Annotated in this window: 10 protein-coding genes; 7 read left to right on the top strand and 3 right to left on the bottom strand. The window is 42.5% G+C overall.

Annotation, left to right across the window (positions count from 1 at the left end; genetic code table 11):
* Positions 1–183 precede the first annotated feature (183 nt).
* Both DFQ00_RS08185 and DFQ00_RS08190 read left to right on the top strand, forming a co-directional pair.
* Positions 184–1107: a PAS domain-containing protein gene (locus DFQ00_RS08185; RefSeq protein ID WP_110895999.1), complete on the top strand. Its 924-nt coding sequence runs from the start codon at positions 184–186 to the stop codon at positions 1105–1107.
* Entirely contained in the window at positions 1016–2905 is a 1890-nt protein-coding gene (locus DFQ00_RS08190) for a PAS domain-containing hybrid sensor histidine kinase/response regulator (RefSeq protein ID WP_110896000.1), read from the top strand. The genes DFQ00_RS08185 and DFQ00_RS08190 overlap by 92 nt, the downstream gene beginning before the upstream one ends.
* A 162-nt stretch (positions 2906–3067) precedes the next feature.
* Here the strand turns inward: DFQ00_RS08190 and DFQ00_RS08195 are convergent, their stop codons facing one another.
* Together DFQ00_RS08195 and DFQ00_RS08200 are read right to left on the bottom strand one after the other, a co-directional pair.
* Positions 3068–3280 carry a cation:proton antiporter regulatory subunit gene (locus DFQ00_RS08195; RefSeq protein ID WP_110896001.1) on the bottom strand — a complete coding sequence of 71 codons (213 nt, stop codon included), beginning with the start codon at positions 3278–3280 and terminating at the stop codon, positions 3068–3070.
* 137 nt (positions 3281–3417) lie between these two features.
* Positions 3418–4143, bottom strand: a complete 726-nt coding sequence (locus DFQ00_RS08200; RefSeq protein ID WP_110896002.1) for a DUF3153 domain-containing protein — start codon at positions 4141–4143, stop codon at positions 3418–3420.
* Between the two features lie 686 nt (positions 4144–4829).
* Here DFQ00_RS08200 and DFQ00_RS08205 point away from each other — a divergent pair.
* The 5 genes from DFQ00_RS08205 (at position 4830) to DFQ00_RS08225 (ending at position 12233) form a co-directional block, all read left to right on the top strand.
* Positions 4830–6524 carry a M3 family oligoendopeptidase gene (locus DFQ00_RS08205; protein ID WP_110896003.1) on the top strand — a complete coding sequence of 565 codons (1695 nt, stop codon included), beginning with the start codon at positions 4830–4832 and terminating at the stop codon, positions 6522–6524.
* Positions 6525–7199: 675 nt separating this feature from the next.
* Positions 7200–8351, top strand: a complete 1152-nt coding sequence (locus DFQ00_RS08210) for an iron-containing alcohol dehydrogenase (protein WP_110896004.1) — start codon at positions 7200–7202, stop codon at positions 8349–8351.
* A 204-nt stretch (positions 8352–8555) separates the two neighbouring features.
* Positions 8556–9890, top strand: a complete 1335-nt coding sequence (locus DFQ00_RS08215) for a glycoside hydrolase family 32 protein (RefSeq protein WP_110896005.1) — start codon at positions 8556–8558, stop codon at positions 9888–9890.
* A gap of 140 nt (positions 9891–10030) precedes the next feature.
* A complete protein-coding gene (locus DFQ00_RS08220) occupies positions 10031–10969 on the top strand; it encodes a tyrosine-type recombinase/integrase (protein WP_110896006.1) in 939 nt (312 codons plus the stop codon).
* Between the two features lie 43 nt (positions 10970–11012).
* Complete coding sequence (locus DFQ00_RS08225) at positions 11013–12233, top strand: aminotransferase class I/II-fold pyridoxal phosphate-dependent enzyme (protein WP_167433638.1); 1221 nt, start codon at positions 11013–11015, stop codon at positions 12231–12233.
* On the opposite strand, the gene DFQ00_RS08230 is transcribed toward DFQ00_RS08225, so the two are convergent.
* On the bottom strand, positions 12208–13656 hold the full coding sequence (locus DFQ00_RS08230) for a pentapeptide repeat-containing protein (protein WP_110896008.1): 1449 nt from the start codon (positions 13654–13656) through the stop codon (positions 12208–12210). The two genes, DFQ00_RS08225 and DFQ00_RS08230, sit on opposite strands and share 26 nt — an antisense overlap.
* Positions 13657–14217 lie beyond the last annotated feature (561 nt).

Raw genomic sequence — 14217 nt, forward strand, 5'->3', positions numbered from 1 at the left:
TTTTCGCGATATAGCAGGAGTAAGGTTAGATCTAAACATGTCGATTGATGCGAGAGATTTTTTACATCGGTTTCGTTTAAGGATTGTGGTATTTGGGGTACTACTCTCTATAGATAAAGTTATGATCAGAATGATCTGTTCATACGAATAACATTTCATCTTCTTATCAAAGGAGGATACGTAGTGTCGAACGCCATCACACAGAGTCGCTCTCTGTTCGAACAATTATATACACATGCGCCAATCGGCATTGCTGTCGCTTCTCACGTTAATGGATTGTGGGTGCAGTTAAATCCCGCTTTTTGCGGGATGATCGGAGCAACGGAGGAGGAATTGCTGAATACCTCAATCGTACATATGATTTATGAAGAAGACTTCAGGTACGAGGAATTTCGCAACAATTTCTGGAACATGACAAGTGGCGGACAGCCGATGTATGAAACGGAGGTGCGTCTGAAACGAAAAGACGGCACACTGTTGTGGACCACGATCAGAGCTTGCATCGTTCGGGACGAGGAAAGCGGTGAGCCGTTATATTTGTTAGTACAGGCTGCGGACATCAGCAAGCAGAAGGAAGCCGAGCAAAGCCTGCTTGAACAACGCAGACAGCTGGAGGAGAGCAGTCGTATTTCGCGTATTCTGGCTGAATCCTCCATGGACCTGATTGCGATTCATCAAGCAGATGCCGAGCGTACGTTTAAATATGTATCGGATGCCAGCAGAAGCATGCTTGGTTACGAACCGGAAGAAATGGTGGGACAGTCCGGCATCTTCTGTATACACCCTGATGATGCTCCGGCCTTACGGGCTTACATCCGTGAACAGATGAAGGGGCTGGCGCCGGAGCGGTTCAGTTATCGACTGCAGCACAAAGACGGCTCGATCGTATGGGCAGACACACTGACCCATTATGTGTATGATGAAGCTGGTGCGGTGCAGGAGATGGTTGCGGTTACGCGTGATATTACACAAAGCAAACAGCAGCAGCTGAATCTACAGGAGTATAAATCGTTATTTGACTGCAATCCGCTTGGAGTTGCATCCCTTGATCGGGCAGGAGCAATTGACAGGGCATACACGACAAGAGCTATTAAGCCGCCCCTTTGATCATCTCATTGATCCGGTGGATCTGGAGAAGACGCGTTATCATTTTGAAGAAACGGTGAAGGGAAACGCGCAGAGCTACGAGATTGGTTTGATTCACAAAAACGGTCAGCGGATTGAAACGAGTGTCATTAATGTTCCGATTTTGCTGGAAGACAAAGTGGTCGGGGTGTACGGCATCACAAGTGATGTAACTGCAGCGAAGCGTTATGTGGAGGAGATCGAAAATTTAAGTTATGAGCGGGCGCTTATTCTTAACGGCATGTCTGAAGGAGTCATCGGGCTTGATTTGGATGGAAACGTGAATTTTGCCAATCCGGCAGCGGCGGAGATGATGAACATCTGTCCGAACGAGATGAACGGCCAATCTTTGGAGAAGATGATGATTCAAATGCAGAGTGAAGGTATACCTTATCCAGGAAAGGGTACACCAATGCTGCAAGCCGTGCGTGATGGTAGAGCGCTACCGCGTACAGAGTCAGTATTTTGGCGTCAGGATGGGTCCAGCTTTCTCGCGGAGTTTCAATTAAAGCCTATCATGGATCAGGGCCAGACACGCGGAGCTGTGCTCGTATTCCGTGATATGACGTCGGTCAAAGAAATTATAAGAGCCAAGGAAGCTGCCGAGCATGCCGACCGGGCGAAATCCGAATTTCTGGCTGTGATGAGCCACGAGCTGCGTACACCGTTAAACGGCATCATGGGTATGGCCCATTTGTTGATGGATACAGAGCTGGATGAGGAGCAGCGAGGGTTTGCCGAGATCATGGTTGCCAGCGGCGAGTCGCTGCTATGCATATTAAATGAAATATTGGACTTTAGCAAAATTGAAGCAGGTAAAATGGATTTGGATTATGGGCCGCTGGATATTCGGGATACGCTGAACTGTGTAATTGAATTGTTTTCGGTCAAAGCAGCGGAGAAAAATATTGAGCTTTACAGTGAAGTCGCTGGCGAGATTCCGAAATGTGTCTGTGGAGATGAGACGAGAATTCGTCAGATTCTGATTAATCTGGTTGGTAATGCCGTTAAATTTACCGAGCAAGGAAGCATCACCGTTAGCGTTGAGACCGTTGATTCGTCAGAATATGGACCTGATCATCTCATGCTGTCGTTTAACGTGAAGGACACGGGGATTGGCATTGCTCTGGACAAGCAGCACCAGTTGTTCCAATCCTTCTCGCAGCTGGACCCATCTATCAATCGCAAGTTTGGTGGAACAGGGCTTGGGCTGGCGATTAGCAAAAAGCTGGTGGAGCTAATGGGCGGAGCTATTGGTGTTCAGAGTGAGATTGGCAAAGGCGCAGCGTTTCAGTTTACCCTTGTGCTGGAGAAGTGGAGAGGCGCAGGGGTTACAGCTGAGGAAGAGGAGATTGCAGCAACCCGTGCGGTGCTGGACCACAGCCATCTCGCTCAAGACATTCGCATATTGATAGCGGAGGATCAGGCCGTGAACAGTCATCTGCTGGAGGAGATGCTTCGTAAATTCGGCGGTGTGTGTGATATTGTTGAAAACGGTGCACAGGCTGTGGAATTGCTCGCAAAAAGGTCATATGATCTGATCTTTATGGATATTCAAATGCCGGTGATGGACGGAATCGAAGCCACTTGCGAGATTAGAAAAAAACATCCTGAAATCCCAGTGATCGCTGCGATTACGGCCTTTGCAGGAGAACGTGATCGGGAAGCCTGTCTGCAATGTGGTATGCAGGACTTTATTAGCAAGCCGTTTCATTCTGCAGAGATCATTCGTGTACTCCATACGTGGGTGCCATACATTCAGACCAAACGACTCATATAAAACCGATATAACGTGTCATGCTGCTCCATATATCAAGCTGATATGTGCATTCTGCCCAAAAAACCTGTATCTCCAGTGGAGGTACAGGTTTTGTCGTTGGGAGCTACAGCGTCGCTCAAATTATTAGCATTTCGGACCGGCGTCCCGTGTTATACAACGTGATCAGGACCATCCGCCAATTAAGCCGGAGAGTGTTACACACTCATCATCTTCCAATTCTGCAATCAGGGTAAGATCTTCGTCATCCTGCGGATTCACCGAAAATAATTCACGGCGTCCGTCCTCATGCTTGATAATAACAAGCTGATTGCCGCCTTTTGTATGGAACTGGTACTTCACCCCGATACCAGGCAGGGCGCATTCCCGGATATTCATGAAACTTGTTCACCTCTTTAACGTTTGCTTAAATCTCCAAATATTAACCGTTCACACAGTACGGATGTATTCTACTACCCATAACACGGTTTGGCAAGTTACAAATTAGATGGCTTAGCGTGCTATGCATGGCGACGTTATTGCCGTCTCATCCGCTTACGACGAATGAAGAACCCGATGAGCAGCGCCAGAATCAGCACCAGACCTGGAATGGCTACCAGCAGAATATTTCGGATATTCGGAATTTGTACGGTTAAATCCAGCGTATTCTTCTGCAGGGGTGAGATGTTCCAGATCAGCGTTTTACCGCCATCCTGAACCTCATCTGCATTGGAAGCATCTGCCTTGATGGGGAGGGACAGCTTGAAATTAAAATTCATATCCTTCAACAGCAGGCGTTTGAGAAAGCCTGGAACTTTGTTGATCTGTTCTTTAATATCCCCATCCGGCATGGATTCCATAAGGTCGGCATCGGCAGTAATATGCATTTTGGACGAAAAAAAGCCTGGAACCGTGGATTGTTCGATATGAATACCAGTTGGCAGCTTGGAGGTATCAAAGGCAGTCATGCTGCTTCTTTCATAGTGGTTGGTTGCTTTCAGCACGTTCTGATCACCCTGCTTGGTGATTTCAGCCTTGAAATGGTTTCGCTCCAGCGCTTCTGCCAGCAAAGGCATAACATTGTCCTGTCCTATTTTGCCAAGAGCGGAGTCTGAGACACTAAGGTCCAGCGCCAGATCAGCTGATCCGTCCGTATTTACGGTAACGTGGGCTTCTCCATTCGCACAGGCAGATAACAAGACAAGCATGAAGAGTAGCATACAAGTTAATAATAATTGACGTATCGTATTGCGAGTTGACATGTGCTCCTGCCTTTCTGCGTAAGTGCTATTGCGTAATGTCCATATTCGTCCATCCAATCTAGAAATCTAGTATACAACGGAATGTTTGCAGATGCGAATACCACATGACCCTAAGAAATCTGGTCGGTAAGCTAAGAAAAAGAAAAGAAATTGTGATTTTGCGGAGCGAATATCCTTAAAGTGACATATGAGGTTGATTAAAATTAAAGATTTCGTATTTTTGTCAATGTTCCGTCAATTCAAACAGCCGTTCCGCGTGTAAACTGGTATAGAGATGAATATACGGGCAAGGGGGTTACATTCATGACTTATATTATTATTCTGGCAGCTGTTATGGTTGTGGGCATGATTGGAATGGGATGGTTCTATCAGATCGTTGATAAGGACCAGCACTAGTTCTAATTCGGCAGCGCTGTGTGTTCCGGCAGATTATGACAAAGACAAAGACAAGCCTATAAGCTGGCTTCGCTGATGCGAGGCGGGCTTATTTGTATTTAGGTAAAATAGTTCAGGATAAAAATACCTTACGTCATGATGTAAGCGCATCGAATTTCAGTTGAAAACATTTGACCGATGGACAAATATTTTTCGTAAAGTTGGGATTTTTAGGCTTCTCTTTTGTATAATAGGGGATAAGCTTCTCGGGTTTCTCCCGAAATTTGCCAAACAGGAAAGGGTGTACATAAATGAAGTTTAGTGAATACACGTATACACGTCCCGATCTGGAACATATCAAGACCTCTTTCGTTGAGCTGCTGAAGGGATTTGAAGCGGCGACTACGGTGGAAGAGCAAAGTGAATTCATGGACAAGATCAATGCCATGCGCAGTGATTTTGAAACACAGGCACAACTGGTCTACATCCGCCATTCCATTGATACGAACGATGAGTTCTATAAAGCGGAGAATGAGTTTCTGGATGAAAATCTGCCAGTGGTGCAGGAGTACATTACTGATTTTTACCGTGCACTTGTGAACTCCAAGTTTCGTGCGGCACTGGAAGAAAAGTGGGGCTCACAGCTGTTCCAGCTTGCAGAGCTTTCCCTGAAAACGTTCAGTCCGGAAGTGATTGAGGAGCTGCAGAAGGAGAACAAACTTTCTACGGAATATAACCAATTAATCGCCTCGGCCAAAATTCCGTTTGAAGGCGAAGAGCGCACACTGCCACAGCTGCATCCATTTGAGCTGTCCACAGATCGCTCGATGCGGGAACGTGCTTCCGTCGCTCGATATGCTTTCATGGCGGAGCATGAAGCTGAATTCGATCGTATTTATGATGAACTGGTGAAGGTGCGCACACAGATTGCGAAGAAGCTCGGGTATGCAAGCTATGTGGAGCTGGGCTACGATCGCATGAATCGTACGGATTATAATGCGGAGATGGTGGCTAATTTCCGTGCACAGGTTCGGGATTATATCGTGCCCGTGGCTACCAAGCTCAGAGAGCGTCAGCGCAGCCGGATCGACGTAGACACGCTCTATTTTTACGATCAAGGCTTCAGCTTCAAGACGGGCAACCCTACACCGAAAGGAGATGCAGACTGGATTGTGGAGAACGGCAAAAAGATGTACGCCGAGCTTTCCCCGGAAACGGATGTCTTCTTCCAGATGATGACGGATAATGAACTGATGGATCTGGTGAGCAAAAAAGGCAAACAGGGCGGAGGATACTGTACCTTCCTGAACGATTATAAAGTTCCGTTTATTTTCTCCAACTTCAACGGCACGTCGGGTGACATTGATGTGCTGACACATGAAGCAGGCCATGCGTTCCAAGTGTATGAAAGCCGCAACTTTGCTGTACCGGAATATAACTGGCCGACGTTTGAGTCCGCAGAGATTCATTCAATGAGCATGGAATTTTTCACATGGCCTTGGATGGAGCTGTTCTTCAAGGAAGATACAGACAAGTATAAGTTTGATCATCTCTCCTCTGCTCTGCTGTTCATTCCGTACGGAGTAGCTGTAGATGAATTCCAGCACTTTGTGTATGCGAACCCGAATGCTACACCAACAGAGCGTAAGCAGGCATGGCGCAATATCGAGAAAATTTATCTGCCACATATCAACTACAAGGATAATACGTATCTGGAGCAGGGCGGATTCTGGCATAAGCAGGGTCACATCTTCTCGTCGCCATTTTATTACATTGATTACACGCTGGCGCAAATCTGTGCATTCCAGTTCTGGAAACGCAACAATGAGGACATGAAATCGGCGTGGGCGGACTATCTGACACTGTGTAAGGCTGGCGGTAGTCTGTCCTTCACAGGACTGGTTGAGCTGGCTGGATTAAACTCACCATTTGAGGATGGTTGTGTTTCCTCCGTTATTGGTGACATTGAAGCATGGCTTGATGGTGTAAACGACAAGGCATTGTAAGTAAGAGGCAGCCAATATATAGCTGAGTCGGAGGTCGTGACGTGTTCGGATGCACATGGAGCCTAACAGGAGCGGGGGCTAACGATCTCCACAGCGCTTATTTAGCCATTTTGGCGTGAAATTATATTCTAACGATCTGTGGTACGCTATTTGCGGGTTCTAACCCGTTTCGGCCTTTGATTCAGTAAAAGGAGCGAGATAGCGTCGCTGGGGATCGTTAGAATTTTTTTTATCCGCGAATGGGGGCGATTAAGGCTTCTGGTGCTCGTTAGAAATAGCAGGGCAGGGCGAGCAGGCCTTATAAAAAAGTAATTCGCAGCGATCACATTATTCTCGACAGTAACTTTACATAGGTTCACTAACTTTACCCCAGCTTAGTAATACTACATAGAACGAGTAACACTCTATATAGCTTAGTAGCGATTCTTTTTGGAATGGGAGCATAGAAGGCGACCTGCACCTTGGGGTGTACAAATTGTCTTCTTCATCACGTAATTTTACAATGGAGCAGTATGCAAAATAAATAAAAAAACAAACCAGTAAAACATAAGCTTCCTCCTATCAGGAAAGGACATGTGTAACAATTATCCAATGATTGTGATTTAATTCACTATTATTGCAAGCGGATTCAGTTACAATGAAAATAGTAACTCAGGTTGTAGGAGGCTGATTCAGATGGCAACACATGCATATTATGTCCCACCCGTGAATTTAATGGGAATAGGCTGTTTGCAGGATGCAGCTCCATTGATTGAACAGATGGTTATACGTAAGGCGCTGGTTGTTACGGATCATACATTGGTCATATCAGGTGTTGCTGAGCGTGTATTGTCTATGTTGCGAACGGCAGGGGTAGACTATGTCGTATATGATGAGGTACAGCCCAATCCAACATGTCATCAGGTGCATGAAGGATTACAAGTTTTCCAGAAACATGGCTGTGACGCCATTGTATCCATAGGCGGGGGCTCACCTCAGGATGCGGCTAAAGCGATAGGCATCGTTGCTGCGAATGGTGGGCACATCCGTGAATATGAAGGATTGCATCAATCGAAATATAAATCTGTACCGCTTGTAGCTGTGAACACAACAGCAGGCACCTCAAGCGAGGTAACGATGAACTATGTCATAACAGATGAGGAGAGAAAAGTGAAAATGGTGATGGTGGATAGGAACTGCCTTGTTGATCTGTCGGTAAATGATCCCGAGCTTATGCTGAATAAACCTGCCAGTCTGACCGCAGCAACCGGGATGGATGCGTTAACCCATGCGGTAGAAGCGATGGTAACCCCTGGTGGTTTTACGGTTACTAGTGCAACAGCTGCGGCGGCGGTGAAGTTAATCTTTGAATATTTGCCACGCGCGGTGAAGGATGGTACGGATCTGGAAGCCAGGGAGTATATGACCTATGCGTGTTTCCTTGGAGGTATTGCTTTTAACAATGCGGGCTTGGGTTACGTTCATGCTATGGCGCATCAATTAGGCGGTGTATACGATCTGCCACATGGTGTATGCAATGCGATGTTGCTGCCTTATGTAGAAGAGTTGAACGCGAAGCATGTGCCGGACAAATTCCGTCATATTGCCAAGGCGATTGGTATGGATGTGAAGGAACGTACGGATGAGGAATGCGCCGACTATGTAATTACAGCGATTCGTGAGCTGGCGAGGGAAGTAGGTATTCCTGAAAAATTGTCTGAACTCGGCGTATATAACCCCGATGTGGAGTTGCTGGCGAGCAATGCGATGAAGGATGCTTGCGCACCAGGCAATCCGTATCAGCCATCCAAGGATGAAGTTATGGACCTGTTCCGCAAAATAATCTGATCCTGCTGTTAATATGTTATTTGAATTGTGCAGTCATGGAAGCCGCCAACCTTGGCGGCTTTTTTTGCTCTTTTTGCTCTGCTGCTGCGATGTATTGCGATAGCTACACTCGAAGTGAGTACCGTAAGATAAAAAAGTTAACGTGAACAGCATTCCATATTATGATAGAGTTTCAAGAGAAATCATTGTGTGATGGAGGCTGTTATGAAGCAGGATATGTTACATGTAAAAGCACCAGGCAATTGGATGAATGATCCGAACGGCTTTATTTTTTATCGTGGCGAATACCACTTGTTCTATCAATATTTTCCGTATGGTGTGCAGTGGGGCACGATGCATTGGGGGCATGCGACCAGTACAGATCTGGTAAAATGGACACACCATCCTGTCGCTTTGTTTCCAAGCAAAGCGTACGATCAGAACGGCTGCTTCTCAGGCACAGCGCTGGAGGTGCAGGAGAAGTTGGTTTTATTTTATACAGCTGTCAGGTATGAAGTCATCAATGAAGAGAACGTTCATGTGATTGTGGAGGATCAGTTCGAGTCCAGTCAGGCATTGATGATCTCGGAGGACGGGTACACGTTTGACAATCTTGCTTCAAAGCAGCAGATTATCCCGCCCATAACGGACGCTGCATTAGGGGATCGCACACATACGCGTGACCCCAAAGTCTGGAGTTATCGGGATCAGTATTACATGATTATAGGCACGAAGACAGCGGATAAGCAGGGGAAATTGCTGTTTTACAATAGTATGGACCTGTTAAACTGGTCGATCGTTAACACCTACACCAAGTCAGGGTTGGGCCACATGTGGGAATGCCCGGATATTTTCAGCTTGACGGATCGGACAAGTGGGGAGCAGGAGCATGTGCTGCTGATGTCTCCAGAAGGAATTCAACCGGGGATGTTATATCCTAGTCATGCGATGTGCAGTCTGGTTTCCTTTCAGGAGGAAAGCTGTGAGATCGTTATTCCCGACAAGCTTCACTTGGTAGATTACGGTCAGGACCTGTATGCCCCGCAGACGAATCTGGATGAGGCAGGACGCCGAGTCATGGTAGCCTGGATGAGAATGCCGAAACCTGTGGAGAAAGCCGGAGAGAGGCCGTGGATTGGTATGATGGCATTACCGCGTGTGATCGAGGTAGAGCAGGAGCATATTTACTTCCGTGTGCATCCTGAGGTACAGCAGTATTTCACAAATAATATATCATTGGAGCAGCTTGATTATGCTGAGCCGTTTCATCTGCAAACTACGCTGCATGAGCATCATGTTCTGGATATTGGCGGTTATCGCATATGGCTGGAAGGTGGCAGCCTGCATACGGATCGTACGGACGTATTTCAGGGTCTGGAGCAGTACAATCTCCACTTTCAAACACCAGAATGGCATGGGGAGTGGCAGCTTGATATTTTTGTGGAGCCCAATTTGATTGAGATTTTTGTGAATCAGGGGCAGTATGTGCTGAGCAATGTTGTATATGATCTCAAGGCATACGTAAGCTATGAGGGTGAATTGAAATGTAAGATAGGTTAGGTATCGAGCCGGAGAAATCCGGCTTTTTTGATGTGTACTTTTAATGAAGTCTGGCTGTGGACATCTTCACAAATCAGATGTAATGCGTAATAATGTAGGTCGGACTATTGGCAGCATATGACATGACATCAGGAGGTCACATGAAACTCAGTACAAACGATCTAAGCCGTTATCTAAGGCAGTACGAGATCTATTTGAGCGTGGAGCGCAACCTATCCCATAAATCCATTAAAGCCTATTTCTCTGATCTCGGCATACTAGTAAAGTGGCTGGATTCCAACGATATAATCGAAGTGACCCGAGAAAATTTGCGCATGTACCTTGAACAATTAACGAGTGAACAGACGCTGAAAGACTCTACGATTAAGAGGAAATACATATGTTTCAAAGCGTTTTTCAATTATCTCGTCCAGAACGGAGATCTCGTGGAGTCGCCTATATATGGTTACGGAAAGAAGTTCAAGACGGCAAGGCGTATTCCAAAGACACTTTCCGTCAATGAAATTGAAAAATTATTAAATGCTCCGCAAGAGGATATGAAACAATTACGCACTATTTTTCGAAAAAGAATAAACCTGCGAAACAGCGCGATCATTGAACTGTTATATGTTATAGGAATCAGAATCGGTGAGTTGGTCAATATTGATCTGGAACATATCGATCTTGAAGAGAGGACGGTATTGATCTTTGGAAAAGGCCGTAAAGAAAGACTATTGTATATTTCAAGTGAAGAGGTTATTCAAAAAATTAAGAGCTGGCTTGAAGCTCGTGAGCATTTCCAGCCTCAGAGCAGCGCTCTTTTTCTGAATAAATACGGTCATAGACTCTCCATTTATTCCATCGAAGACATTTTTTCGAAATATAGAGACATATCTAAAGTAAGTAAAAATTCAACTCCCCATTATCTTCGTCATAGCTTTGCGACACATCTGTTGAACAACGGTGCAGACCTCCGATCGGTGCAGGAGATTCTGGGACACACGAATGTGAGTACAACACAAATCTATACAGAGGTTTCGGTGGAGCGGAAGAAGGACGTACTATCGAGATTTAACCCACGAAATAACTTGAAGGTGTAGCGAAAAACCTCCTAATAACTATAAATTATTTGGAGGTTTTGTGGTGAGAGTACCGATATATCATGATACTAACATAGAGTCACTTTTACATAAATTGAACACGGATACTTGTTTTTTATCTGATTGGAATAAGGAAAACGATAATTTAAATTTCCCTCCAGAAATTATACAAAATGCTGTGGCTAAGAATGTTTCAAGCCATCAAAATAACTACTATTTCATGGATGAAATGCTCGAAACTAAACAATGGTTGGCTAAAGAAGTTTTTGAAATTGATAAAATTAAAAAAAGAAATTTCAGTTTCGCAATTTCATCAAACGGCACTTCAACATCATACTTACTACTCAATCTATTTAGAATAAAAAAGAAATTAAAAGTGCTTTTTATTGCACCTATTTATTTCACATATATCAAGGTGTTAACTGATTTAAAGGCTGAAACCTACTATGTTGAAGGAATGAAAGAAGGGAAACTTCATATTGATTTTGAAGAACTTGAAAGAAGTATTGTTAAAAACGAGGTTAACTTATTAATAATGAATGACCCTTTATTTGGAAGTGGAGTGAAAATAACAAAGGATATCTATCAAAAAATTGTGAATATATGTAAGAATCACGAGATAATATTGTATATAGATTTTATGTACGGTGGCATGGACTGGGACATAGACACTTTAAATATTGTTAATTACGACATACTGAATTTATTTAATATTTATTCAAATATCATCGTTACTGAGTCTATTTCCAAAAGATTATTTTTGAATGGCATAAAAAACTGTATTGTGTACGGGAATGAAGAGAACATTGATTTTTTTGAAAAAGCCTCAGTACATACTTTAGGATCACTTGTGTACTCACAGTTAACATTACTAACACAACTTTATGATAGAAAAAATAGAGCATACGTTCTTAATACAATTAAAGAGAATATTTCCTATGCCAAAAAAAACTTTGAGCTAATTCAAACCATGTTGATTTGTAGTGATTATATTTTGAGCGATTGCTCGAGTGGGTATTTTTGTTTAATGGGAATTCCATTTAACAAATTAAATTCAAACAATAATCTGGATATCGCCAGAACATTAATCGAGCAGATTAATGTTCTAACCATACCACACGATCGTTATCTTCTGAAGAGCACGAGCCACTACTATTTTAGAATTAATCTCTCAATGGAACAATCTAGACTAATACCCGCAATAAAAAAAATAGTAGAACTACTTTCTCTAGAAGATATTAGACATTTATGTCTACACGACTAACAATTTTTTTGAAAGCTTCACTAGCTGTCAGTGTATCTAGTTTCTGGTTGGTGAGCCCCGCTTTCGAGAATAGATCTGAGCTTAATTGAAGTGTTTCAATGACAGTAGAAATGTTTTCAGTGTTTACCGTAACATTATCAAGTAGCAACTCTGCTTTCTTCAACAAACGATTTTTTAATACAAAATTAAAATAAATATTCGAATAATCATTAAATAATTTAGGTAGCATCAACCCTACTGTACTTGCTACTACAAAGGTTAAGATCCAAGACCCTTTTTCTTTTAAAATTAAGTTATATTTTTTAGGGAAGCCGAGCTTTGAATGAAGTTCATCAAGCATGTTACTAGTTATCTCAAACGCTTCTTGATATTCGTCCGTTTTGCATGTGAAAGTCAAGAATAACGTGCTATTAGCTGAACTTTCAATAAATGAATAATCGTATTGGAAATTAGTTATTATCATCTCAATTTTCTTATGCAAGGACATGTACACTAATTGTTCATCAAACGGAAAAATAGACCAATCGAACTGGTCTAACCTTTTTAAAATTTCACAAATAAACTTATATGGTAACTGATTATTAAGAGTGTAAAATGAAATCATATCCAGTATATATGTTATTTGTAATTTTCGCGTTGAATTATTTATTTTTGAAAGTTCAATCAATGCATGACTGAAATGGTCGGGTATTTCATCAAATTTTTTAAATAAGAAGATGTTCGCATTTATAAACTCGTAAAATCGTTGATGAGATAATAAAGAAATAATATATTCAGAAAAGTTTTCAATATTCATTTTCACTGAATTGCCCCTATACAGTACATCAAGTCCTGAGATATCTGTTTCATGAAACAAATATCCAAAAATATAACTGATGCCAAAACTAACATTTTCCAACTTACAAAAACTAAAGCTATAATTTTCGGCATGCATAGTTGCCATGTTAGATTCGCTAATATGACAATGGTTGAAATCCATTTTTTCAGTAGTAGATCTTTCAAATTGACATTTATGTAAAGTACAGTTGATGAATTTACAATTTTTCATATTCACCAAAAACTGTTCATTCTCGAAATTACAATTTTCAAAGGTGCATTCTTGAATTGATGTATTAGCATAATCATTTAAACTAAATTCACAATTGTTAAAATAACAATTTTTTATCTCGGAAGCTGCTATATTAACTTCTTTGAATAAACAGCTGTCAAAGACAGCTGAAATAAAATCAGCTCGATCGAAATTATTTTTATAGAACTGCACTTCGACAAATTTAGATCCTCTAAAATCACTTCTGAAAAACGAGATCTGAGGTAGCTCGTCAATAAAATTAAGCTTCTCAAACACTGTATATGTCAGGTCTTCCTTTTCACGAGTCAAGCTCTGATTATCAATGAATTTTCTGAATTTTGTTATCTCACTCATAAGAACCTCCAAATAATTTATAGTTATTAGTATGTAATCTCTCACAATCAGCTCGAACTAATTATTTCATAGTTCTCTATATCATTCGACACATTTATATATATTCCTCTAAAAATTTACAAGTGAATTGCCATTTTATGATTCATAAGACCCGATTTTTTGGTTTTGGTAGGATAATGGGCTCATATTTAATGTTTTTTCCAGAATATTACCAAAAGGATTTTAATTCATGTTTAGCGAATACATTAAAATAACAGTGGTCAGGAAGGAAAGCGCAGAAAATGCTTGTTCTCAAGCATGGAAAGCAGTATTTTTTTCTAAAGCCGCAGTTACCGCAAGTTTCCTCGATTACATTCCTGTTTAATGGGTATTAGGACAATTTTTGATACCTGTCTTTGCAACACCTTCAACACCATTAACATGATCCGCAGTACAAAGACCATCAAACATCTTCACCCTGAATCAAGCATTACAACACCAGCACTAACTTTACCAACATCAACATCTTCATGATCTCGGACAAAGACTTCCCGTTACATAGGAGCGATGTCTTGTTTCGTC

Source organism: Paenibacillus barcinonensis (assembly GCF_003217495.1).
GTDB lineage: Bacteria > Bacillota > Bacilli > Paenibacillales > Paenibacillaceae > Paenibacillus > Paenibacillus barcinonensis.